The following is a 21,577-nucleotide window of genomic DNA, read 5'->3' on the forward strand; positions in this document are numbered from 1 at the left end:
GGGTTCCGCTCCCCGGAACCGGGGTTGACGGATCGAGCGATCACTGCAGCGCGGACGTGAGCCGCGCGAGATTGTCGAGCACGGTGGAGCGCAGCGGCTGCTGCAGCCACTCCTCGAGCGTCAGCTCCCGGCTCAGCGACCGGTACTTGTCCTCGACCTCGCGCATCTCGGCGACGAACTCCTCGCCGCGCACGAGCATCGAGACCTCGAGGTTCAGGCCGAAGGAGCGCATGTCCATGTTGCTGGAGCCGATGACGGCCACCTCGTCGTCGATCGTGAGGCTCTTGGTGTGGAGGATGTAGGGCTTCCGATACATCCAGATCCGCACCCCCGCCCGGAGCAGCGCCTCGTAGTAGCTGCGCTGGGCGTGGTAGACCATCGCCTGGTCGCCCTCTTCCGAGACGAAGAGCTGCACCTCGACACCGCGATCGACGGCCGCGGTGACCGCGAGCAGCAGGGCTTCGTCCGGGACGAAGTACGGACTGACGATCATGATCTGCTTCTTCGCCGCGTACAGGAGGGCGAGGAAGAGCCGCAGGTTGTTCTCCACCTCGAAGCCCGGGCCCGACGGCACCACCTGGCAGTCCAGGTCGCCGGAGCCGATGTTGGCGTGCGAGATGTCGATCTCCTCGAGCACGACGTCCGTCTCGCTGTACCAGTCGCTGAGGAAGATCGCGTTGACGCTCAGCACCACCGGCCCGTCCAGGCGGACCATCAGGTCGACCCAGTGCAGACCTCGGCGGATGTTCTTCGGCAGGTTGTAGGTGGAGTCCGTGATGTTCTGCGACCCGAGGAAGGCGATGTTGCCGTCCACGACGAGGAGCTTGCGGTGATTGCGCAGATCCGGGCGCTGCATCTTGCCCTTGAGCGGCTGCACGGGAAGCATCAGATGCCACTCCGCGCCCATGTCGTTCAGGCGTGCGATGGTCTGGCGGTAGCGCGGCTTGCCCCGGTTCGCCCAGTGGTCGAGGAGCACGCGCACGGCCACACCCCGCGCAGCCACCTCTTCGAGGGCGCGGAAGAAGTTGTCCGTCGAGTCGTCGGACTGCAGGATGTAGAACTCGACGTGCACGTACTCCTGCGCCGTGCGGATGGCCTCCGCCATCTCGTCGAGCGACTCCTGGTAGTCGGAGATGAGGTGGGCGCCGTTGTCGCCGGAGAGCGGCAGGGCACCGAGACGCTGGTTCATCTGCACGATCGGCCCGAACCAGGCGGGGGCGTTCGGCCGGAGCGTCCCGAAGTGGAGGTGCTCGCTGGTCTCCGCGATGTACTGGTTGATCTGCTCCTGCTTGCGGCGCCGTGCGCGCGGCAGGCGGGGATTCCCGATCAGCAGGAACAGGAAGACGCCGACCACCGGGATGAAGAACACGGCGAGGAGCCAGGCCATCGCCGCGGTGGGACGGCGGTTGCGCGGGATGACGATGATCGCGGTGACGCGGATGATGATGTCGAGCACCAGGACGAAGGCGGCGACCCACCATCCCCAGGACTCCGCGGTCATCACGCCCCCTCACCCACACCGAGGATGGTCACCCCGGGGCGCGCCGGACCGGGCGCGCTCGCTTCACAGTAGCGGATGGGCCGGACTCAGGGGCGCGGCGGCAGCCCGCGCGCGGCGCGTTCCTCGGCCTCGATCTGCGCGTGCACCTTGCGCTCCGTGCGATCGAACCGGAGGATGCCGCGAAGCACGACGAAGAAGACGATGCTGACGCCGACCGTCGGCAGGAGCGACCATGCCGCGGCGAGCCAGAAGTTGTCCATGCGTCCATCGTACGCGAGCGACTACTCGTGCACAGGTGGCGCTTCCCAGGATTCTCATCCACAGCGCCCCTCCGGTGCCCCGTCACGTGCGCAGACACGTCACCCTCTCCTCATGACAACCGTGCTCCGCGCCTCCGACTCCGCCCAGTTCCTGGCCATCGTGCCCGCCCTCGCCGGCTTCACGCCACGCGAGAGCATCGTCCTCCTCCCGTTCCGCGGCTCCCGCAGCGACGGGGCGATGCGCCTCGACCTCCCCGATCACGTCATCCCCGTCCTCCACTACGCCACGGCGGCGGTCGACCTGGTCGTCCGGGTGCCGGGGACCGACGCCCTGGCCGTCGTCGTCTACACCGACACCCCGGCGGAGCAGACGCCGGACGGCCTCGTGCTTCCGCACGCGGTGGCGGTCGAGACGCTTCTGGGTTGTGCCGAGGGCGCGGGGCTCCGAGTGGTCGAGGCCCTGTGCGTGACGCCGGAGGGCTGGAGCCGGTACGACGACACCGATCCGGTGCTGCATCCGCTGACCGACATCGTTCCGCCGCCCGGGGCCGCCGCACTCGGCGATGTCTCGGGAGACCAGTTCTCCGGAGCGGCGTTGCCATCCGCCCCTGCGGCGGAGGCCCGCCAGGTCGCCCGCATCCTGCACGGCCTCGACCGTGCGCTGGGTCCGGAGCGCACGACGCGCGCCGGCGAGCCGCAGGTGATCGCCGCCGCCGCTCTGCTCGACGACATCCCCGCGTTCCTCGAATCGGTTCTCGAGGCCTCGGATCCGCTCCCGCCCCTCACCGCCGCCGCGCTCGTGTGGTGCCTGGGGCGACCACCGGTCCGCGACACGGCGATCGCGCAGTGGGCGACCGATCACCGTCAGGGCATCCGCACCATGGAGGCGCAGCTCGCCTTCACCGCCGCCGGGGCACCCGTGCCCGACGACATCGGGCGCGTGTTCCTCGGCCGCGGCACGGCGCCGGACGGCGAGCGACTCCGCACCGCGCTTCGTGCCGTACGCGAGGCCACGGCACGAGCGCCGCGGGAGGCACGCCCCGGCCCGCTCACCGTCGCGGCCTGGTTGTCCTGGGCGCTCGGACGCGCCACGCACGCGGGCCGCTACCTCGAGATGGCGCGGGAGATCGACCCGACGTACAGTCTCGCGCTACTGCTCGACGCCATGATCGGCGGGGCGGTCCTGCCGGAGTGGGCCTTCCTCGGGCGGCGCGGAGAATGAGCGCCCCGCTACTACTTGACGAGCGGGAAGAGGATGGTCTCGCGGATCCCCAGGCCGGTGATCGCCATCAGGAGACGGTCGATGCCCATGCCCATCCCTCCGGACGGCGGCATGCCGTGCTCCAGAGCCCGGAGGAACTCCTGGTCGATCGGCATGGCCTCGACGTCGCCGCGGGCGGCGAGCTTCGCCTGCTCCTCGAACCGCTCACGCTGGATGACCGGGTCCACGAGCTCGGAGTACCCGGTCGCCAGCTCGAATCCACGGATGTAGAGGTCCCACTTCTCCACGACGCCCTCGACGGAGCGGTGCTCCCGCACGAGCGGGGAGGTGTCGACGGGGAAGTCCATGACGAACGTCGGCCGGACGAGGTCGCCCTTCACGAAGTGCTCCCAGAGCTCCTCGACGAGCTTGCCGTGCGTGGCCTGAGGCGGCACGTCGACGCCGTTCGCCTCGGCGAAGGCGATCAGGTCCGCGACGGCGTCCGTCGGCGTGACGGTCCGCCCGGACGCAGCCGACAGCGACTCGTACATCGAGATGCGATCCCACTCGCCACCCAGGTCGTATTCGGTGCCGTCCGCCCACGTCACCGTGGTCGACCCGGCCACCGCGATCGCCGCCTGCTGCACGAGCTCCTGCGTCAGTGCCGCCATCTGGTTGTAGTCGCCGTAGGCCTGGTAGGCCTCGAGCATCGCGAACTCCGGGCTGTGCGTGGAGTCGGCGCCCTCGTTGCGGAAGTTCCGGTTGATCTCGAAGACCCGCTCGATGCCGCCGACGACCGCGCGCTTGAGGTACAGCTCCGGGGCGATGCGGAGGTAGAGCTCCGTGTCGAACGCATTGGAGTGGGTGACGAACGGGCGAGCGGACGCGCCGCCATGCTGCACCTGCAGCATGGGCGTCTCCACCTCGAGGTAGCCGTGGGACGCGAACGTCGCCCGCAGGCTCGCGTTCACCGCCGCACGCGCACGCACGGTCGTCCGCGCCTGCTCCCGGACGATGAGGTCGAGGTAGCGACTGCGGACGCGTCCTTCTTCGCTCAGCTCGGCGTAGGCGTTGGGCAGCGGGAGGATCGCCTTCGACGCGATGGCCCAGTCGTCCGCCATGATCGACAGCTCGCCGCGACGGCTGGAGATGACCTCACCGTGCACGAAGACATGGTCGCCGAGGTCGACGTACTCCTTCCAGTCCGCGAGCGATTCCTCGCCGACGTTGGCGAGGGAGACCATCGCCTGGATCCGGGAGCCGTCGCCGGCCTGGAGCGTCGCGAAGCAGAGCTTCCCGGTGTTGCGGCTGAACACCACGCGGCCGGCGACGCCGACGACGACGCCGGTCTCGGCGCCGGGCTCGAGGTCTCCGTACTCCGCGCGCAGCGCGGGAATGCTGTGCGTCACGGGCACGGCGACCGGGAACGCACCGCCGCCGGCGTCCGTGCGCTTCTCGATCAGACGCTCGCGCTTGGCGAGGCGGACGGCCTTCTGCTCGTGGATGTCCTCTTCGGCGGAAGGGGCGGCCGAGGCCGTTTCGGGCGCGGCGGGCGCGTCAGTCATGTGCGGGGCTCCTTGGAAGTCCTCCCCAGTTTACCGAGATGGCGCGGGACGTCCTCGCCGCGCGGCGTGCTGGGTAGCCTCGAGGCATGGCCCCCACTCGGATCCTCCGCGCGAGCGCCGTCGTCGCTCTCGCCACCGTCCCCGTCCTCGCGCCGGAGATCGCCGTCGCGGCGGCCCCGGCGACCGCGACCACCGTCGTCTCCGCCGCCGACGTGGACGACTTCTCCTACGCCTCCTGGGACGCGGTGTACGACGTCGGGCTCGACGAGGACGGGCGGGCGCGCATGCAGGTGACGGAGACCGTCGTCGCGCGATTCCCCGACGCCGACCAGAACCGCGGCATCGTGCGGGGGCTGGCCACGACGTACAAGGACGCCGCTCTCGACACCCGGGTGCTCGCGGTCACCGACGGGGACGGAGCCGCCGTCCCGTACGAGACCGACGAGGACGACGGGACGCTCTTCATCCTCACCGGCGACGACGACTTCGTCCACGGCCTGACCACCTACGTCATCGAATACGAGATGCGCGACATCATCGTCGGCAGCGCTCCGGACGCGTCGGGTTCCCGCACCGCGGACGAGTTCTACTGGGATCTCCTCCCCCTCGACAGCACGCAGCCGATCGAGGCGTTCCGGGCCGACATCCGCTTCGACGCGGCCCTGGCCACCCATCTCACCGGCGCGACGAGATGCTACATCGGCCCTGCCGGATCCACGGCTCCCTGCGAGCTCGCGGGGCCGATCGCGAGCGGGGAGGGCGCGACGTTCCATGTCGAGGCCCGGTCGCTTCCCGCCGGGGACGGGGTGACGGTGGCCGTCGGCTTCGCACCGGGGACCGTGACCCAGCCCGCCGCCCGCCAGCCCGATCCCGTCGCCGACCTCGGGCCCGTGCTCGCCGCGGTCGGCGCCGTCGGCCTGTCCGCGGCCGGGTGGGCGGCCACGGTGGGCTCGGGACGACGTCGGCGCCGCGCCAGCGGGATCATCGTGGCGCAGTACGAGGTCCCCGACGACCAGCCTCCCCTCCTCGCGGCCGCGCTCCTCCCTGGTGCCGAGAACGTGGTGCCCGCCGAGATCGTGCACCTCGCCGTCCGCGGCGCCCTGCGCATCGAGGAAGGCGCATCAGCCGAAGCGCCCCGGCTGCGACGACAGCCCCACGGCAGGGCGCCGAGCCCCCTCGATCAGGCTGCGCTCGACGCGCTCTTCCTCCACGCGGATGCGGACGGCGTCGTGGACCTGCCGACCGAGAGCGAGGCCTTCGCGACGCGGATGACCGCGCTGACGGCGAAGGGCCAGGAGGAGGCCTCCCGCCGCGGTCTGACCACCACGGCGCGCAGCCGCGCTGCCGTCATCCTGCAGTCCGTGGCCATCGCCGTCGCCGTGGCCGGTCTCGTCGTCGCCATCGTGGCCGTGGCATCCGGACGCCTGTCCGCCGGCCCCGCGCTTCTCGCCATCTCCGTCGGGACGCTGCTCGTCGCGGCCTCGAGTTTCTTCACCTTCTCGCGGCACACGGTGCTGACGCCGGAAGGTGCGCAGGCGTACGAGCATCTGCAGGGGGTGCGCGAGTTCATCCGGGTCGCGGAGGAGGATCGGTTGCGGATGCTGCAGTCCTACACCGGCGCGGAACGGCGCACCGAGGAGGGGGCGGACGTCATCCATGTCTACGAGCGCCTCCTCCCCTACGCGATGCTGTTCGGCATGGAGGACGAGTGGGGCCGGGTGCTGGAGAGTGCCTACAGCCGGGAGGCGCACGGCCCGACCTGGATCGGCGACCCCACGTCCTTCGCTCTCCGCACGTCGCTCGTGGCGTTCATGAGCTCCTCGACCGCGGCCGCGACCTACTCGGCCCCGTCCACCGGCACCTCGTCCGCTACCGGCGGCTCGTTCGGCGGCGGGTTCTCCGGGGGCGGAGGCGGAGGCGGCTTCTCCGGCGGACGCTGAGCCCGAGACGCCGCGCCGGGAAGGCGATCAGACCAGCGGGGGCGGATCCGAGGCGTCGCGCAGCGCCCGCTCGACCGTCGACTGCACCAGAGCCGACAGGAAGCCACCCGGGTTCTCGACCCCGATGTCACGGAGCCGCGAGGTCGACTGTCCGATGATCGAGCGGGAGAACTCCGTGGCCGTGGCGATCGCGTCGGCGTAGACGGCACGGTCGGCTTCCGCGATGACCACCGGTTCGCACCCCATCTCCACGGCCAGCGCCTGGGCGATCGGGAGCACGGCGGCGGGAGCGGTGACCGCCGCGAAGCCCGCCTGCAGCTGTCGGAGGTCGATCGAGGTCCCCGTGAACGTGATCGCCGGGTGCACCGCCAACGGGATGGCACCGCGCTCCGCCGCCGGGCGCAGGACCTCGATGCCCTGCGCCGGATCGGTGTGCAGGACGAGCTGGCCGATCTGCCACCCGCCGACCTCCGCGATGCCCGAGACGAGGGACGGAAGCTCGGCGGAGGGGACCGCGAGGATCACCAGTTCGGCGCGCCGCACGACCTCCTGCGTGTCCAGCACCGGGACGCCCGGGAGCACCGCGGACGCACGCTCGTCGTCCGATCCGCTCGTGATCCCGACGATCGCGTGCCCGGCTCCGGCCAGTGCCGCGCCGATCACCGGACCGACGCGCCCGGCCCCGACGATGCCGACGCCCAGGCGCCCGTCGCGCACCACGCTCACTCCTCGCGCGACGTGTCCGGTCGCGCCGGCGGAGTGGGTGGCGGGGTCGGGCCGGTCGGCGACGGAGAGGCCGAGGGGGCAGCCGTCTGCGGCGGTGGCGGCGCGACCGGCGGAGCGGGCGGCGGAGCGGCCGGAGGCGCCGTGACCGGCGGAGCAGGCGGCGGAGCGACCGGAGGCGCCGTGACCGGCGGAGCAGGCGGCGGCGTCACCGGAGGAGTCCGGACGGGCGGGACCGGCGGAGTCGCCGACCCCGGAGCGGGCGGAGCAGGCGGAGCGGATGCCGCCCCTCCGAACGCGGGAGACGCCGGCGTCGCAGGACCACCGAACACCGGCGGAGCGGGCGGTGCGACCGGAGTTCCCGCCGCAGCGTGCTCGCTCCAGCGGTGCGTGTGGTCTCGGGACGCCGCCTCGGCCGCGGCGACGCTGACCTCGTTGAGCAGTGCGAGGGCGTCCGCGCGCTCGAGCCCGGAGAGGAGGCCGGTGATCGGCCCGGGCACGGTGTGCACCTGTGCACCGGAGACCCCCTGGGCCCGGTCGATGGGCCCCTGGCTCAGCGACACGCCCTGGAGACGCGCGAGCGGGAAGACCGCGAGCTTGCGCCACACGATTCCGCGGCGCAGGAGCAGGCCGTCCGAGGTCACCGTGTATCCGTGACGCTTCCAGGAGAACGGTCGCCGCCACCAGGCCCGGCGCGGCATCGTCCGATAGGGGTCGGCGTCGGTCGGACCGACGACACCCTGGTCCCACAGCGCGGGGATGCTCTCGGCCGGCACGTCGGGCAGCACGAGCGACAACACGCGCTCCACGTCCGCGCGCTTGCCGACCGGGAGCACGACGTTGAACTGCTGACCGCTGCTCGACGACTGCTGCGCGGCGCTCTTGCCGCTCATGCGGTTGATCTTGATGGTCCACCAGCCGAACGGCCGCCACAGCAGGGACTGCGACACCTCGACCGCGAAGATGCGGCCCGGCGGAAGGGTCTCGGTGACCGTGGTGAGTAGGCCGTAGGTGATGCGCACGCCGTCGGGGGTGGGCGCGATGGAGTAGCGCAGCGACTTGGAGATCTGTGCCCACGTGATACCGACCACGGCGATGACCATGGGGACGCCCATGCCGAGCCCGATGCCCAGCAGCACCACCCCGCCGTCGGGATCGCCGTCGACGAGGATGCCGATGAGGGTGCTCCCGATCGCGATCGCGAAGATCACGCCGAAGAAGACCAGCCACAGCAACCCGGAGATGAGCTGCGAGCCGATCAGCCGGCCGGCCGGGATCTTGACGACGCTCTCGGGGACGACGTCCTGCAGGTCCACGCCGGCGAGCAGGCCGTTGACGCCCTCGTTCATCGAGCCGACGAGCTGTGCACGCGCGGTAACCGGAGCGGTGCCGCCGGACGTCGCGCCGCTCTGCGGATCCAACGCCGCGTGCCGAGCGGCTCGCGCACCGGAGGCCAGGCGCAGGATCTCGGCGCGCACGCCTTCGGCGCGCGGCGTCGCCAGGTATTCCAGCGCGACGTTCGCGTCGGTGCCCGCGCCGACGACCTCGAGCTTCGCGAGGCCGATGATGCGTGCGGGGAACGGCCGCGTGAGGTTCACGCCCTGCACACGGTCGAGCGGGGCGCGACGGTGCGACCGGAAGATGATGCCCTTGCGCACCTCGACGTGCTCCCCGGTGATCCGGAACTGCTGGAAGCGCCAGACGAACCAGAAGATGGCCACGAGCACCACGACGAGCGCCAGGACACCCAGCAGCGCGATCAGGGCGAAGTTGTTGGCGAGCACCCAGTCGACCGGATCGCCGCCGGTGTAGTCGTCGTAGTGCGCCTCCTCCGGCGCGAACTGCCCGACGAGCCAGGCGATGACGCGGTCGCGCATGTTCGCGATCACGATGCCGCCGACGATGATGAGCGCCAGGCCGCCCTTGAAGAGCGGCGTCAGCGGATGCATCCGGTGCCATTCGCCGTCCGCGAGGTGCGTCGACGGTGCGCCCGCGGAGGTCTGCCCCGGCGCGGCGGTGGGGAGCTGCGACTCGCTCACAGTCCGGTCCGGCGGGTCTCGGCGACCTGGATGAGCGTGTCGCGCAGCGCCTCGGCCGCCGCCTGGGTGAGGCCGGGGATCTGCACGCCGGTGGTGGCCGCCGCGGTGACCATCTTGAGCTGGGAGATGCCGAACGCCCGGTCGAGAGGCCCCTGGGTGATGTCGACGAGCTGCATGCGACCGTACGGCACGGCGATCATGCGCTGCCAGAGGATGCCCTTGCGGAACACGATGTCGTCCGCCCGCAGCATGTAGCCGATCGCCCGCGCCTGACGCGGGAGGATCACCAGCGTCACGAGGGTGATGAGGATGATGACCCCGGCCGGGATCCACACCCAGTCCTGTTCGAGCACGATGTTCAGCACGATGGCCGCCGCCACGACGATCGCCAGGAAGATGACGTTCTGCACGATCTGCGACACCACGTAGCGCGGCGAGATCTGGTGCCAGGTGCCGTCGAGCTCGAGGCGGGCCTCGTTGCGCGCCGTGCGCAGGCCCGTGTAGGTGCCCTGGTCGAGGGCGCCGAGGTCAGTGCCCTCCGCCGGGTTCAGGGGCGCGGTCTCTGGGTTCTGAGTCATCAGGATCCTTCGGCAGGGTGCAGAACTGTTCGGCGACGAGAGCGGCGATGACGAGCACGACCGCACTCGCGATCAGCGCCACCATGGCCACAGTCGACCCTATCGGGGGATCGATGGGGCGCGTGAGGAGGAAGGCCAGCAGTCCTGCCCCGAAGCCCGCCAGGATCGCCCCCAGCAGACTCGACGCCCGCGCGAGGGTCGCGGCCCGGAGGGCACGGAACGGGTCGATGCGCACCCCGGAGCGGACGCTGCGCCGCACCGGCCAGGCCACCCCGAGCGATGCGCCCGCGATGAGGACGAGCAGCACCGGGAGGAAGAGGGACGGCGTGAACGTGGCCCGCCCCGTCGCCGTGAGCATCTGGTCGAGGATGAAGCCGGCCCCGGCGCCGACGAGCGCGAGGACGGCGAGAAGTCCGGCGGAGGTGCGCTTCATCCCTCGCCTCGCGCGCGAAGGTCCGCCGCCAGATCGGCGACCCGGCCGCGCCCCACGAGCTCGGCGTCGGGGTCGACGTCGAGCCACGGCTCCAGGACGAACAGCCGCTCCGCCGCCCGCGGATGGGGCAGCTGGATGCGGGGGTCGTCCGAGACGACGTCGCCATAGGCGATGAGGTCGAGGTCGAGGGTGCGGTCGCCCCACCGCTCGCCGCGCACGCGGCCGTTCTCGTCCTCGATGGCGTGCAGCATGCCGAGGAGGATCTCGGGAGCGAGCCGGGTGGTCACCAGAGCCACCGCGTTCACGTACCCGGGGGCGTCCGGATCGGGGCCGTCCACGCGCAGCGCCACCGTCTCGAACAGGCGCGACAGGCGCACGTCCGAGACGAGCGGCAACCGAGCGATGCGCGCGGCCGCGGCGCGGATCGTCTCCTCGCGGTCTCCGAGATTGGCGCCGAGCGCGACGACCGCCACCGTCTCGGGGCGCGGAGCTCGGGGGCCCGGCACCTCCGCCGGGCGGGTGAGGTTGCGGCTCATGTGGTGATGTCCTCCAGCGACTCCGGAGCCCGCGTCCGATGCACCGTCACGGCCACGTCGCCGAAGGTCAGGGCGATCGGCGCCTGCGGCTTGTGCACCGTCACGGTCACCTGCTGCACGCGGCGGTCACCGAGGGCGACGTCCGCGATCCGCTCGGCCAGGGTCTCGATGAGGTTCACCGGCTCCCCCGCGACGACGGCGGCCACCCGCTCCGCGAGCTCGCCGTAGTGCACGGTGTCGGCCACATCGTCGGACGCGGCGGCCTGTTCGAGGGAGAGCCGCAACCGGAGGTCGACCGTGAACTCCTGTCCGTTCTCCCGCTCGTGCGGGTAGACGCCGTGGTGGCCGAACACGGTCAGCCCTGTCAGCACGATCTCGTCGAGGAAGTCCATGCCTCTAGGGTACGGCGACGCTCCGACCTCGCACTCAGCCTTCCCAGGCGCGGGTGATCGCGAGGGCGTCGCGGGTGGCCGCGACGTCGTGCACGCGCACCGCCCAGGCGCCGGCGCGCATCGCGAGCGCACTCGTCACCGCGGTGGCCAGGTCCCGGCGCTGCTCGGAGACGCCGTCACCGCCCGGGGCCGCCTCCTGCAGCACGTCGGCGAGGAAGCGCTTACGCGACGTCCCGACCAGCACGCGGAAGCCGAGACCCACGATCTCGTCGAGGCCCCGCAGCACGTCCCAGTTCTGGGCACCGGCCTTGGCGAACCCGATACCGGGGTCGACGATCAGGCGGGAGGGCGCGATCCCGGCGGCGGCCGCCTCGCCGATGCGCTCGCGCAGTTCGCCGGCCACCTCTCGGGCGACGCGGCGGTAATCGGCGTTCGCGTACATGTCGGCGGAGAAGCCCCGCCAGTGCCCGATCGCGAAGTCGGCACCCGACTCCGCCACCGCGGCGCGCATGTCGGGGTCGGCCAGTCCGCCGGAGACGTCGTTGACGATGCGCGCTCCCGCGCGCACGGCGGCCGCGGCGGTCGACGCGTTGAGGGTGTCGATGCTGACGACGGCACCGGCCGCCGTGAGCTGTTCGACGACCGGAAGGACGCGACGCTGCTCCTCGTCCACCCCGACGCGTTCCGCGCCCGGCCGGGTCGACTCGCCCCCGACGTCGAGGACGGACGCCCCTTCCGCGCGCAGACGGAGGCCGTGGGCGACCGCGCGGTCTGCGTCGAGATACCGCCCGCCGTCGCTGAACGAGTCGGGGGTGACGTTGACGATGCCCCAGATGCCGGTCATGCGCGCGACGTCCCGGCCCCCGGCACGGTCATGCCGATCAGGGTCACCAGCTCCGCGCGTGCCACGGGATCCGTGTATACCCCGCGCGCCGCGATGGTCAGCGTCGAGGCCTCGGTCTGCCGCCCGCCCCGCATCGTCACGCAGCCGTGGCTGGCATCGAGCACGACGAGCACGCCGCGCGCGTCGAGGTTCTCGGCGATCGTGTCGGCGATCTGCTCCCCCAGCCGCTCCTGCACCTGCGGCCGCGCGGCGAGGATCTCCACGACGCGCACGAGCGCACCGAGGCCGACGACCTGCTCGCCCGGAAGGTAGGCGATGTGCGCGTGCCCTGCGAAGGGCAGGAGGTGGTGCTCGCACACCGAGCGGAAGCGGATGTCGCGCAGCAGCACCGCTCCGGACGGCAGGGTGTCCGGCGCCGGCCCGCGGGTCACGCTGATCGTGTGGGCGAGCGGCTCGGCGGGATCCTCGCCCACACCGGCGAAGAACTCCGCGTAGAGCTCGGCCATCCTCGAGGGCGTCTGCTTGATCCCCGGACGATCGGGGTCCTCGCCGATCGCCTCCAGGAGTTCCCTGGTGAGCCGCTCGACGCGTCCCTTGTCGACGGTCACGTCACGCCGTCGCGGGACGAGGGTTGCCCGCTCCGGCGGAGCCCTGCTGCGGACGCGGCGGGGCCGTCGGCGCCTCGACGGAGGCGGCGAGCGAGACGTCCTTCTTCGGGACCTCGATCGGCGGCCGCTCCGAGACCGGGCGGTCTTCGCTGGACAGCCACAGCGGACGCTCGGGGAGCTTCTTCACCTCGGTGAAGATCTCGGCGATGCGGTTGTGGTCGAGGGTCTCCTCCTCGAGGAGCGCGAGGGCGAGACGGTCGAGGATGTCCCGGTTCTCGCTGAGCACCGCATACGCCTCGTTGTGCGCCTGCTCGATGAGCGCGCGCACCTCGGCATCGACCCGCTCCGCGACCTTCTCGGAGTACTCGCGGCCACGGCCCATGTCCCGTGCGACGAACATGTCGCCGCCCTCGGTGCCGAGCTTGACCGGACCGACCTGCGTCGTCATGCCGTACTCGATGACCATCTTGCGGGCGATCGAGGTCGCCTTCTCGATGTCGTTGGAGGCGCCGGTGGTGGGGTCGTGGAAGACGAGCTCCTCGGCGACGCGACCGCCCATGGCGTAGGTGAGCTGGTCCTGCAGCTCGTTGCGGGTCACCGAGTACTTGTCGTCCAGCGGCAGCACCATCGTGTAGCCCAGCGCCTTGCCGCGGGGCAGGATCGTGATCTTCGTCACGGGGTCGGTGTAGTTCATCGCCGCCGCCGCGAGCGCGTGTCCGCCCTCGTGATACGCCGTGATGAGCTTCTCCTTGTCCTTCATCACGCGAGTGCGACGCTGCGGACCGGCGATCACGCGGTCGATGGCCTCGTCGAGGGCGCGGTTGTCGATGAGCTGCGCGTTCGAGCGGGCCGTGAGCAGCGCGGCCTCGTTGAGCACGTTCGCTAGGTCGGCACCGGTGAAGCCGGGGGTCTTGCGAGCGACGACCTCGAGGTCGACGTTCTTCGACAGCGGCTTTCCCTTGCTGTGCACCTCGAGGATCTTCTGGCGGCCCTTGAGGTCGGGGGCGTCGACACCGATCTGACGGTCGAAGCGGCCGGGGCGCAGCAGCGCGGGGTCGAGGATGTCGGGACGGTTGGTGGCCGCGATCACGATGACGTTCGCGTTCGGGTCGAAGCCGTCCATCTCAACGAGCATCTGGTTCAGCGTCTGCTCGCGCTCGTCGTTGCCGCCGCCCATGCCGGCGCCGCGGTGACGGCCGACGGCGTCGATCTCGTCGATGAAGATGATGGCGGGAGCGTTCTCCTTGGCCTGGCTGAACAGGTCGCGCACGCGGGAGGCGCCGACCCCGACGAACATCTCGACGAAGTCGGAACCGGAGATCGAGTAGAACGGGGCTCCTGCCTCGCCGGCGACGGCGCGGGCGAGGAGGGTCTTCCCGGTTCCGGGAGGGCCGTACAGGAGCACGCCCTTCGGGATGCGGGCGCCGATGGCCTGGAACTTCGCCGGGTCCTGCAGGAACTCCTTGATCTCGTGGAGCTCCTCGATGGCCTCGTCGGCACCGGCGACGTCGGCGAAGGTGACCGTCGGGGTCTCCTTGTTGACGAGCTTGGCCTTGGACTTGCCGAACTGCATGACCTTGCCGCCGCCGCCCTGCATGGACGACAGGAGCCACCAGAACAGCAGGCCGAGCAGCACGAGGGGAAGCAGCAGGGAGAGGAAGCCGTCGAACCAGGTCGCGCGTGGCACGGCGTCGTTGAAGCCGTCCTTCGGAGCGGCCGCATCGATCGCGGCGACCACCTCGTCGGCGCGGGCCTCGACGTAGTAGAACTGGACGTTCTCGGAGCCCTCGAACGGCTTCGACAGCGTCATGTCCACGCGCTGATCGCCGTCGGTGGTGACGACCTCGGTCACGGTCTTGCCGGAGAGCAGCTCGAGCCCCTCCTGCGTCGTGATCTGCTTCGGCGCACCGAGGTTCGAGATCAGCAGGAATCCGCCGAAGAGCAGCACGCCGATCAGAGCGACGTAGATCAGCGGATTGCGGGTGAGCTTCTTCACATCCATGGTCGGATCAGCGTATCGCCTCCGTGCTAGGGGGCCGCTGTGCGTTCACCCACGGCGCAACGCCCCTCCCCTGGGTCGCTGAGCCTGTCGAAGCGTCAGCTGTAGACGTGCGGTGCCAGCACGGCGACGTCGCGGAGGTTGCGGTAGCGCTCCGCGTAGTCGAGTCCGTAGCCGACGACGAATTCCACGGGGATGTCGAAGCCGACGTACTTGCAGTCGATCTCGACCTTCGCGGCCTCCGGCTTGCGCAGCAGCGCGAGCACCTCGATCGACTCCGCACCGCGGGACTCGAAGTTCTCCAGGAGCCAGCTCAGGGTGAGGCCGGAGTCGATGATGTCCTCGACGATGAGCACGTGCTTGCCGTGCAGGTCGGTGTCGAGGTCCTTCCGGATCTGCACGACACCGCTCGACTTCGTGCTGGCGCCGTAGCTCGACACCGCCATCCAGTCCATCGGCGCGTGGAAGGGCAGCGCGCGTGCGAAGTCGGCCATGACCATGACCGCGCCCTTCAGCACGCCGACGAGGATGAGGTCCTTGCCCTCGTAGTCCTTCGCGACCTGCGCCGCGAGCTCGTCGAGCTTGGCGTGGATCTCCTCCTCGGTGACGAGGATCTGTGCAAGGTCGTCCTGGATCTCCGCGGCGCGCATGGATCGATTTTAGGCGACGCGGCGGTGTGCTCCGGTCGTGGGCGCGTACCCTCCCCCCGCAGGTCGACACCGCACTACTCTGACGGTGACGCGGGCGCACGCCCCGACGGAAGGAGATCCCCATGGCGACCCAAGACATCCTCAGCCAGGTCCCCCTCGACGACATCGCGCAGAAGCTCGGAGTGTCGCGCGACGAGGCCAAGGTCGCGGTCGAGCAGGGCGGCGCCGTGCTCCTCGGCGGGCTGGCCAAGAACGCGGAGAGCTCGGAGGGATCGGCGGCCATCGAGAAGGCCCTCGGCAAGCACCGCGGTGCGTCGAGCCCGGCGACGGTCGACGACATCGACCAGGAGGACGGCGAGAAGATCGTCTCCCACATCCTCGGCGGGAAGGAGAAGGAGGTCACGAAGGAGCTGACGGAGTCGAAGGCGACTCCGGGAATCGACTTCGGAAAGCTCCTCCCCATCCTCGCGCCGATCGTGATGGGTCTCATCGCCAACGCGACCAAGGACAAGACGGCGAAGGCGGACGCGGGCACGGAGGGCTCCGGTGGGATCGGCGACGTCATCGGCGGCATCCTCGGCGGCGGCGACTCCGGCTCCGGCGGCGGGTTGGGTGACGTGCTGGGTGGCCTCCTCGGCGGCGGCAAGAGCGGCTCCGGCGGCGGCATCGACCTCGGCGGCGTCCTCGGGGGCCTCTTCGGCGGCAAGAAGTAGGACGCGACGCCGCCGCGGCCCGCGATTTAGCGGGTCGCGGCGGTGAACACGATCCGGCCGCCCTGGCGCACGGCGGCGCACCCCGGCAGGTCGATCGGGCCCTGACCGGACCAGTCGGTCACGAGGCGGGCGACCTCGATCGTCTGCGCACGGCTCAGGCTCGCCCCGAACTCGCTGTCGACCACGAGACGGATGATGCGGTTGCGCAGCGCGGCCGGATTGGCGGCGAGCGCGGCGACGCTCACCGAGATCCCGGCCTCGGCGTGCTCGACGATGTCCTCGATCGTCTCGTGGATCATCTCGTCGAACGCCTCCGCGTCCTCCCGGAGCTGCTCGGCGGTGCGGGCCAGCGCCTCGGCGATGCCCGGGCCGAGCTGCGTCTCCAACACGGGGAGCACGTGGCGACGCACCCGCACGCGCGTGTAGCGGTCGTCGGTGTTGTGCGGGTCGTCCCAGGGCTGCAGGTCGGCCGCGGCGCAGAACGCACGGGTGGTCTCGCGGCGCACGCCGAGCAGCGGGCGCAGCCATCGGAGGCCGTCGTCGTCCTGCCGGTCCGGCGCCATGCCCTGCAGGCTCGTCGCCCCGGAGCCTCGGGCGAGTCCGAGCAGGACCGTCTCGGCCTGATCGTCGAGCGTGTGACCGAGCAGGACCGCCCGCGCGCCGATGTCGCCCGCCGCGTCCCGGAGCACGCGGTAGCGCGCGTCCCGCGCGGCCGCCTCCGGACCACCGTCACCGTCGACCTCGACGCGGACGACGAGCGCCTCCAATCCGAGTCGTCCGGCGATGCGTGCCGTCTCGACGGCGACCTCGGCGGACCCGTCCTGCAGACCGTGGTCGACCGTCACCGCGGTCGCACGCACCCCGACTTTCGCGGCCTCGAACGCGGTGGCCGCCGCCAGTGCGAGCGAGTCGGCACCGCCGGACACCGCGACGACGACGGTCGAGCCCTCGGGCAGGTCGGCGAGCGCGGTGCGCACGGCGAGGCGGATCTCGGCGACGGCGGGGTCGAGGGAAGGCATCCCTCCACGCTAGGGCACCGCCTCGGCTGCCGTGTCGCCCGAAACCGCGCGGGGCTATCCTGGCGCCGTGACCGGTCGCTCCCCTGCTCCGTCGTTCCGCCCTGAGCGCTTCAAGGCGTTCGTCGATGCGGTCGTGGCGATCGCGATGACGTTGCTGATCCTGCCGCTCACGGACTCGGTCGCCGAGGCGGCCGCCGATCACCTGGATACGCCAGAGTTCCTCGCCGCACACGCGGGCCAGCTTCTGAGCTTCGGATTGAGCTTCCTCCTCATCGCGGTGTTCTGGATGGGGCACCACAGTCAGTACCGGGACGTCCAGGCGGTCACGCCGGCACTGCTGTGGATCAACGTGGCGTGGATGGCGACCATCGTGTGGCTGCCGGTGCCGACGGCGATGATCGGTCAGATGGAGCCCGCCCCTCTGCAGGCGGTCCTCTACATCGGCACGCTCCTTCTGACGCAGGTCACGACGCTCGCCGGCTGGCTCTATCTGCAGCGGCACGGGGAGCTCATCACGGCACCCCCGGCGGTGATCCGCGGCGGAATCGCCGGTGATCTCGCGGCGATCGTCCTTTTCGCGATCGCCCTGGTCATCGCCGTCGCCGCGTCGCCGAACGGATACCTGGGGTTGCTGGTCCTCCTGTTGAGCAGTCCTCTCTCACGCCTCCTGAACCGGATCGTCCAGCGGCGGCACCGGGACAGCCACCCCGCGACCCCCGAGTAGGCTGGTCCGCGGCATCCAACCGATCTTCCTGAGGAGCACACGCATGGGCGCACACGACGCCGTCATCGAGATCCCGCGCGGCAGCCGCGTGAAGTACGAGGTCGACCACGAGACCGGGCGAGTGCACCTCGACCGCGTGCTCTACACGACCTTCGGCTACCCGGCCGACTACGGCTACTTCGACAACACGCTCGGCGAGGACGGCGACCCGCTCGACGTGCTGGTGCTCCTCGACCACCAGATCTACCCCGGCGTCGTCGTCGAGGTCCGCCCCGTCGCCGTGCTGAAGATGAGCGACGAGGCCGGCGGAGACGACAAGCTCGTCGCCGTGCTCTCCAAGGACCCGCGCTGGGCGCACATTCAGGACATCGACGACGTGCCGGAGTACACGAAGAAGGAGATCGCGCACTTCTTCGAGCACTACAAGGACCTCGAGCCCAACAAGTGGGTCAAGGTCGACGAGTGGGGCAACGCCGCCGAGGCGCAGCGCATCCTCGACGAGGCCATCGTCCGCTTCGGCGAGCAGGGCCACTGACCTTATCCGGGTCGCTGACCTCTCTGGGTCGCTGACCTCTCTGGGTCGCTGAGCCTGTCGAAGCGAAGACCCCCGGACGCCAGGCGTTCGGGGGTCTTCTGCTGTCCAGCCGTCCGTCAGACGGAGATGCCCTTGCCCGCCATGAAGTCGATGGGGTTCGTGTAGCGGCCGTTGATGTAGACCTCGAAGTGCAGGTGGCAGCCGAAGGAGCCGCCGGTGTTGCCCGCGTAGGCGATGACCTGTCCGGCCTCGACCCACTGGCCGCTGCGCACGGCGAACCCGCCGGGCTTGATGTGCGCGTAGCCGGTGGCGATGCCGCCGCCGTGCTGGATGCGGACGTAGTTGCCGTAGCCGCCGTTGTAGAAGGCCGCGTCGACCGTGCCGGAGTGTGCGGCGTAGATCGCTGCGCCGCAGCCGTTCGCGAGGTCGACGCCGTAGTGCCAGCTCGACGAGCAGCCGTTGGCGTTGCACTGCTGCGAGCGGGGGCCGTAGCCGGAGCTGCGGTACCCGCCGTGCGGACGCACCCAGCCGCCGCTTCCCGGGGTGCCGCCTCCGCCGCTGTTCCCCCCGGCGTTCGCGGCGGCCTCGGCGGCCTCGCGGCGCTTGCGCTCCTTCTCGCGCTCCTCGACGCCCTTCTGGTAGCCGGCGACGGTGGTCGCGGTGGTGTCCTTCAGCGCGGCAAGCTGCGCCTGCATCGTGGCGAGGTTCGCCGACTGCTCGTCGAGAGCGGCCTGGGCGGCGTCGGCGGCCTGCTGCGCCGCGACCATCTTCTCTTCGGCGATCTTCTGGAGCCGGTCGCGCTCGTCCCGGGCGACGACCGCCTGGTCGCTGAGGGACTGCGCGGAGTTCCGCGCGGCGACCGCGTCGTTGTAGACGGTCTGGTTGTACTCGAGGAGCTTGTCCATCGAGCCGAGGCGGGCGAGGAGCTCGTCGGCGTTGGCTGCGGAGCCCGCGAAGAACAGCTCCAGCGAGGTGTCGTCACCGCCGTTGCGGTAGAGCTGCGCGGCGACCTGACCGGCCTTGCGGGCGGACTCGTCGGCGACGGCGGCCTGCGCGTCCGCCTTCTCCTGCAGCGAGTCGGCCTCCGCGATCGCGGCGAAGTAGGCCTGTTGCGCGTTGTAGAACTCGGTCGAGGCGACCTCGGCGGCGGCCTGCGTCTCGGAGACCTTCTGCGTGAGCGACTGGATCAGCCCCTCGATGCGTTTCACCTCTGCGGCCTTGGAGGCCTCGTTCTGCTTGGCCTTCTGCACGTCGTCCCAGCTCGGGTACGACGCGGCGTGGGCGGCCGTGACTCCGGACGTGATGCCGAACGCGCTGAGGGCGACGACGCTGAGCGCGCCGAGTCCGAGAGCGCCGCGGCGGCTGATGCCGTCACCGAAGAGGGTACGTCGCTCCGTCGGGGTGGGCGCACACCCGCAGTCCGCGGATGCCGCGAGTGCCGCATCCTGCGTGGTCTTGTCGTTCACACGGCCCCTTCCGCCGGTTTCACAGATGCCACAGTAACAACAACTTTCACACCAGCACCAGACTCCTAGAGCGGCGTGAACGGCATCCCCGGCCCCTCCATGGTCCCGCTCGAACACGCCCGGGGGAAGCGGGTTCCGGCCTCGATTCGCGATTTGCCCGGATGATCCCTTATGCTTGAGCGTCGGCAAGGAAGTCCCCCGGGACTGACTCGGCCCCATCGTTTAGCGGCCTAGGACGCCGCCCTTTCACGGCGGTAGCACGGGTTCGAATCCCGTTGGGGTCACTCCATCCGATACAATTGAAAACACCAGTATGGCCCTGTAGCGCAGTTGGTTAGCGTGCCGCCCTGTCACGGCGGAGGTCGCGGGTTCAAGTCCCGTCAGGGTCGCTCCGTGCGACGAGCTCTTTCTTCGGAGAGGGCTCTTCGTCTAGGACGCGGCAGCATCATCGCCGCGCGGCTCTGTAGCTCAGTTGGTAGAGCGTTCGACTGAAAATCGAAAGGTCACCGGATCGATGCCGGTCGGAGCCACTCGCCCTTTCCCTAGGCTTCTACTGGGGAGAGGGCGTTTTGCTTTGTGACCAGGATATGCCTAGTGCATCCGGTGGTGCATCCGATTCCTCACGCCGCCCTGTTAGTCCGCGCTCGGGCTCGGTTTTCGATCCGTTCCCTGACCATACGCGCCGTCACCGGGTCGACGCTGATCCCGTCAACGGATCGCGCGGCACGGTGGAGGAGCGTGTAGTAGCGGACTTCGCTGATACCAAGTTGGTGTCGGATGGCGTGAGTCTTGGCCGGGGTGTGTTTCGGGTGGCGGGCTTCGAAGGCGAGTAGTTCGGCGGGCGTCACGCTCGACACGATGCCACTAACCACCGACAACCGGTTCAACTGGTATCGTGGCTGGTCCTGGGAACGCCCTCGTTGATTCGAGGCCCAGAATCCACGAAGGCCCCCTATGAACGGGGGCCTTCGTGCTTACACTTGGTTGTGTCTCGGCCGGAGGAAGGATGATCCGGCATGCAATCACGAGGCCTGTCCCCCACAACCAAGCTCAGTATCGAGTTGGATGCAATCTGTTCACGCAACAGGTACACGACCGACACGGCGCCCGTTCTAGACGAGCTCAGGGCGACCGCGGGTGAACGCCTAGACGTGCTCGCTGAGGCCGTGGGCACATGGGTTGGCTACTTCGAGGACGACTACACGGCGACCCTCTGTACGGCCCTCAGAACGCTCCCTGACCTGGACCCGTGGATCGCGTTGGGGAAGCATCGTCGGTCGCTCCCAGACCCGTCCACACCGGAACGGTTGGGGCATGGGCAGCCGGCGGCACTCCCCCTCTACATCACCACCGACCCGGCCATCCTCGACGCCCCGTAAACACGAAAGGCCCCCACCCGGCCCATTACGGGGCGCGGGTGGGGGTCTTTCGTGCGTCGCCGCCCTAGGAGGGGGTGTTGGCGTTGTCGATGGCGATACCGAACACGAGGCGCAGGTACGTCCATCCGGCCATCGCGGGGACGGTCAGCCACGTCACGTCGAAACCGTTCGAGGCTGCGTCGACCGCGATCACGGTTCCGAGGGCCGCGCCAACCACGTCGAGGGCGGTACGTGCGACCTTCCGGGCGCGGGGGCTCTCGATGACCACGTTCGGGGTCTGGGTGGGAACAGGTGTACTCATCGATTACTCCTTATAGATAGGTGGTTCTGTATGCCACTCGTCATCAGCCAGGTACCCCAGGCCGAGACGGTGGAGAATCTGAGGCGGCGGCATGGGCATGTCGCCAAGACGGCCACGCTGACCCCACCGCCATACGCCCACGATCCACTCGCGGAACGCGTTCTGAATCTC

Annotated in this window: 23 protein-coding genes and 3 tRNA genes; 9 read left to right on the plus strand and 17 right to left on the minus strand. The window is 70.2% G+C overall.

Annotation, left to right across the window (positions count from 1 at the left end; all coding sequences use genetic code 11):
• Positions 1 to 40 precede the first annotated feature (40 nt).
• Both cls and AB0300_RS17175 read right to left on the minus strand, forming a co-directional pair.
• Positions 41 to 1,501: a cardiolipin synthase gene (cls, locus tag AB0300_RS17170; RefSeq protein ID WP_025104577.1), complete on the minus strand. Its 1,461-nt coding sequence runs from the start codon at positions 1,499 to 1,501 to the stop codon at positions 41 to 43.
• An 86-nt stretch (positions 1,502 to 1,587) separates the two neighbouring features.
• Positions 1,588 to 1,761, minus strand: coding sequence for a hypothetical protein (locus tag AB0300_RS17175; RefSeq protein ID WP_164498164.1), 174 nt, complete (start codon positions 1,759 to 1,761; stop codon positions 1,588 to 1,590).
• Positions 1,762 to 1,873: 112 nt separating this feature from the next.
• On the opposite strand from AB0300_RS17175, the gene AB0300_RS17180 reads away from it, so the two are divergent.
• Positions 1,874 to 2,983: a DUF4192 domain-containing protein gene (locus AB0300_RS17180; protein ID WP_366216550.1), complete on the plus strand. Its 1,110-nt coding sequence runs from the start codon at positions 1,874 to 1,876 to the stop codon at positions 2,981 to 2,983.
• 11 nt (positions 2,984 to 2,994) lie between these two features.
• Here AB0300_RS17180 and lysS read toward each other — a convergent pair whose 3' ends face one another.
• On the minus strand, positions 2,995 to 4,527 hold the full coding sequence (lysS, locus tag AB0300_RS17185; protein ID WP_085604003.1) for a lysine--tRNA ligase: 1,533 nt from the start codon (positions 4,525 to 4,527) through the stop codon (positions 2,995 to 2,997).
• 86 nt (positions 4,528 to 4,613) lie between these two features.
• Between lysS and AB0300_RS17190 the strand changes: the two genes are divergently transcribed.
• Positions 4,614 to 6,467, plus strand: a complete 1,854-nt coding sequence (locus tag AB0300_RS17190) for a DUF2207 domain-containing protein (RefSeq protein WP_366216551.1) — start codon at positions 4,614 to 4,616, stop codon at positions 6,465 to 6,467.
• Positions 6,468 to 6,494: 27 nt separating this feature from the next.
• Here the strand turns inward: AB0300_RS17190 and AB0300_RS17195 are convergent, their stop codons facing one another.
• The 10 genes from AB0300_RS17195 to hpt form a co-directional block, all read right to left on the minus strand.
• Positions 6,495 to 7,187: a DUF2520 domain-containing protein gene (locus AB0300_RS17195; RefSeq protein ID WP_085604009.1), complete on the minus strand. Its 693-nt coding sequence runs from the start codon at positions 7,185 to 7,187 to the stop codon at positions 6,495 to 6,497.
• 2 nt (positions 7,188 to 7,189) lie between these two features.
• Positions 7,190 to 9,229: a PH domain-containing protein gene (locus AB0300_RS17200; protein ID WP_366216552.1), complete on the minus strand. Its 2,040-nt coding sequence runs from the start codon at positions 9,227 to 9,229 to the stop codon at positions 7,190 to 7,192.
• A complete protein-coding gene (locus AB0300_RS17205; RefSeq protein ID WP_366216553.1) occupies positions 9,226 to 9,807 on the minus strand; it encodes a PH domain-containing protein in 582 nt (193 codons plus the stop codon). The genes AB0300_RS17200 and AB0300_RS17205 overlap by 4 nt, the downstream gene beginning before the upstream one ends.
• Positions 9,758 to 10,240 (minus strand): DUF3180 domain-containing protein, encoded by a 483-nt coding sequence (locus AB0300_RS17210; protein WP_025104584.1) that lies wholly within the window; start codon positions 10,238 to 10,240, stop codon positions 9,758 to 9,760. The genes AB0300_RS17205 and AB0300_RS17210 overlap by 50 nt, the downstream gene beginning before the upstream one ends.
• Positions 10,237 to 10,776: a 2-amino-4-hydroxy-6-hydroxymethyldihydropteridine diphosphokinase gene (folK, locus tag AB0300_RS17215; protein WP_366216554.1), complete on the minus strand. Its 540-nt coding sequence runs from the start codon at positions 10,774 to 10,776 to the stop codon at positions 10,237 to 10,239. Before folK ends, AB0300_RS17210 begins: the two co-directional genes overlap by 4 nt.
• The gene (folB, locus tag AB0300_RS17220) at positions 10,773 to 11,168 is read right to left on the minus strand and encodes a dihydroneopterin aldolase (protein ID WP_085604020.1); all 396 of its coding nucleotides are present in this window, start codon (positions 11,166 to 11,168) and stop codon (positions 10,773 to 10,775) included. Before folB ends, folK begins: the two co-directional genes overlap by 4 nt.
• A 34-nt stretch (positions 11,169 to 11,202) precedes the next feature.
• On the minus strand, positions 11,203 to 12,012 hold the full coding sequence (gene folP / locus AB0300_RS17225; protein ID WP_366216555.1) for a dihydropteroate synthase: 810 nt from the start codon (positions 12,010 to 12,012) through the stop codon (positions 11,203 to 11,205).
• Positions 12,009 to 12,620, minus strand: coding sequence for a GTP cyclohydrolase I (gene folE / locus AB0300_RS17230; RefSeq protein ID WP_025104588.1), 612 nt, complete (start codon positions 12,618 to 12,620; stop codon positions 12,009 to 12,011). Before folE ends, folP begins: the two co-directional genes overlap by 4 nt.
• Position 12,621: 1 nt before the next feature.
• Positions 12,622 to 14,622, minus strand: coding sequence for an ATP-dependent zinc metalloprotease FtsH (ftsH, locus tag AB0300_RS17235; protein ID WP_259981931.1), 2,001 nt, complete (start codon positions 14,620 to 14,622; stop codon positions 12,622 to 12,624).
• A gap of 95 nt (positions 14,623 to 14,717) precedes the next feature.
• On the minus strand, positions 14,718 to 15,269 hold the full coding sequence (gene hpt / locus AB0300_RS17240; RefSeq protein ID WP_017204674.1) for a hypoxanthine phosphoribosyltransferase: 552 nt from the start codon (positions 15,267 to 15,269) through the stop codon (positions 14,718 to 14,720).
• 122 nt (positions 15,270 to 15,391) lie between these two features.
• Between hpt and AB0300_RS17245 the strand changes: the two genes are divergently transcribed.
• On the plus strand, positions 15,392 to 15,982 hold the full coding sequence (locus AB0300_RS17245) for a DUF937 domain-containing protein (RefSeq protein WP_366216556.1): 591 nt from the start codon (positions 15,392 to 15,394) through the stop codon (positions 15,980 to 15,982).
• A gap of 26 nt (positions 15,983 to 16,008) precedes the next feature.
• Here the strand turns inward: AB0300_RS17245 and tilS are convergent, their stop codons facing one another.
• Positions 16,009 to 17,001 (minus strand): tRNA lysidine(34) synthetase TilS, encoded by a 993-nt coding sequence (tilS, locus tag AB0300_RS17250; RefSeq protein WP_366216557.1) that lies wholly within the window; start codon positions 16,999 to 17,001, stop codon positions 16,009 to 16,011.
• Between the two features lie 67 nt (positions 17,002 to 17,068).
• Here tilS and AB0300_RS17255 point away from each other — a divergent pair, with 67 nt between their 5' ends.
• Positions 17,069 to 17,725 (plus strand): TMEM175 family protein, encoded by a 657-nt coding sequence (locus AB0300_RS17255; RefSeq protein ID WP_366216558.1) that lies wholly within the window; start codon positions 17,069 to 17,071, stop codon positions 17,723 to 17,725.
• 43 nt (positions 17,726 to 17,768) lie between these two features.
• A complete protein-coding gene (gene ppa / locus AB0300_RS17260; protein WP_025104593.1) occupies positions 17,769 to 18,260 on the plus strand; it encodes an inorganic diphosphatase in 492 nt (163 codons plus the stop codon).
• A gap of 116 nt (positions 18,261 to 18,376) precedes the next feature.
• On the opposite strand, the gene AB0300_RS17265 is transcribed toward ppa, so the two are convergent.
• Entirely contained in the window at positions 18,377 to 19,726 is a 1,350-nt protein-coding gene (locus tag AB0300_RS17265) for a M23 family metallopeptidase (RefSeq protein ID WP_249521777.1), read from the minus strand.
• 211 nt (positions 19,727 to 19,937) lie between these two features.
• Here AB0300_RS17265 and AB0300_RS17270 point away from each other — a divergent pair.
• The 3 genes from AB0300_RS17270 to AB0300_RS17280 all read left to right on the plus strand — a co-directional run bounded on the left by AB0300_RS17270 (position 19,938) and on the right by AB0300_RS17280 (position 20,256).
• A tRNA-Glu gene (locus AB0300_RS17270) sits at positions 19,938 to 20,010 on the plus strand.
• A 31-nt stretch (positions 20,011 to 20,041) separates the two neighbouring features.
• Positions 20,042 to 20,115 (plus strand) — tRNA-Asp (locus tag AB0300_RS17275).
• A 68-nt stretch (positions 20,116 to 20,183) separates the two neighbouring features.
• A tRNA-Phe gene (locus AB0300_RS17280) sits at positions 20,184 to 20,256 on the plus strand.
• Positions 20,257 to 20,346: 90 nt separating this feature from the next.
• On the opposite strand, the gene AB0300_RS17285 is transcribed toward AB0300_RS17280, so the two are convergent.
• Positions 20,347 to 20,598 (minus strand): DUF3263 domain-containing protein, encoded by a 252-nt coding sequence (locus tag AB0300_RS17285; RefSeq protein WP_366216559.1) that lies wholly within the window; start codon positions 20,596 to 20,598, stop codon positions 20,347 to 20,349.
• A 144-nt stretch (positions 20,599 to 20,742) separates the two neighbouring features.
• Here AB0300_RS17285 and AB0300_RS17290 point away from each other — a divergent pair, with 144 nt between their 5' ends.
• Positions 20,743 to 21,105, plus strand: coding sequence for a hypothetical protein (locus tag AB0300_RS17290; RefSeq protein WP_366216560.1), 363 nt, complete (start codon positions 20,743 to 20,745; stop codon positions 21,103 to 21,105).
• Between the two features lie 64 nt (positions 21,106 to 21,169).
• Here the strand turns inward: AB0300_RS17290 and AB0300_RS17295 are convergent, their stop codons facing one another.
• On the minus strand, positions 21,170 to 21,406 hold the full coding sequence (locus tag AB0300_RS17295) for a hypothetical protein (protein WP_366216561.1): 237 nt from the start codon (positions 21,404 to 21,406) through the stop codon (positions 21,170 to 21,172).
• Positions 21,407 to 21,577: the final 171 nt, after the last annotated feature.

The organism is Microbacterium sp. NPDC078814, assembly GCF_040702645.1.
Taxonomy (GTDB): Bacteria; Actinomycetota; Actinomycetes; order Actinomycetales; family Microbacteriaceae; genus Microbacterium.

Coding starts and splice junctions, on each gene's coding strand:
- cls (WP_025104577.1), bottom strand. CDS start 1,501: ATGACCGCGGAGTCCTGGGGATGGTGGGTCGCCGCCTTCGTCCTGGTG.
- AB0300_RS17175 (WP_164498164.1), bottom strand. CDS start 1,761: ATGGACAACTTCTGGCTCGCCGCGGCATGGTCGCTCCTGCCGACGGTC.
- AB0300_RS17180 (WP_366216550.1), top strand. CDS start 1,874: ATGACAACCGTGCTCCGCGCCTCCGACTCCGCCCAGTTCCTGGCCATC.
- lysS (WP_085604003.1), bottom strand. CDS start 4,527: ATGACTGACGCGCCCGCCGCGCCCGAAACGGCCTCGGCCGCCCCTTCC.
- AB0300_RS17190 (WP_366216551.1), top strand. CDS start 4,614: ATGGCCCCCACTCGGATCCTCCGCGCGAGCGCCGTCGTCGCTCTCGCC.
- AB0300_RS17205 (WP_366216553.1), bottom strand. CDS start 9,807: ATGACTCAGAACCCAGAGACCGCGCCCCTGAACCCGGCGGAGGGCACT.
- AB0300_RS17210 (WP_025104584.1), bottom strand. CDS start 10,240: ATGAAGCGCACCTCCGCCGGACTTCTCGCCGTCCTCGCGCTCGTCGGC.
- folK (WP_366216554.1), bottom strand. CDS start 10,776: ATGAGCCGCAACCTCACCCGCCCGGCGGAGGTGCCGGGCCCCCGAGCT.
- folB (WP_085604020.1), bottom strand. CDS start 11,168: ATGGACTTCCTCGACGAGATCGTGCTGACAGGGCTGACCGTGTTCGGC.
- folP (WP_366216555.1), bottom strand. CDS start 12,012: ATGACCGGCATCTGGGGCATCGTCAACGTCACCCCCGACTCGTTCAGC.
- ftsH (WP_259981931.1), bottom strand. CDS start 14,622: ATGGATGTGAAGAAGCTCACCCGCAATCCGCTGATCTACGTCGCTCTG.
- hpt (WP_017204674.1), bottom strand. CDS start 15,269: ATGCGCGCCGCGGAGATCCAGGACGACCTTGCACAGATCCTCGTCACC.
- AB0300_RS17245 (WP_366216556.1), top strand. CDS start 15,392: ATGGCGACCCAAGACATCCTCAGCCAGGTCCCCCTCGACGACATCGCG.
- tilS (WP_366216557.1), bottom strand. CDS start 17,001: ATGCCTTCCCTCGACCCCGCCGTCGCCGAGATCCGCCTCGCCGTGCGC.
- ppa (WP_025104593.1), top strand. CDS start 17,769: ATGGGCGCACACGACGCCGTCATCGAGATCCCGCGCGGCAGCCGCGTG.
- AB0300_RS17290 (WP_366216560.1), top strand. CDS start 20,743: ATGCAATCACGAGGCCTGTCCCCCACAACCAAGCTCAGTATCGAGTTG.
- AB0300_RS17295 (WP_366216561.1), bottom strand. CDS start 21,406: ATGAGTACACCTGTTCCCACCCAGACCCCGAACGTGGTCATCGAGAGC.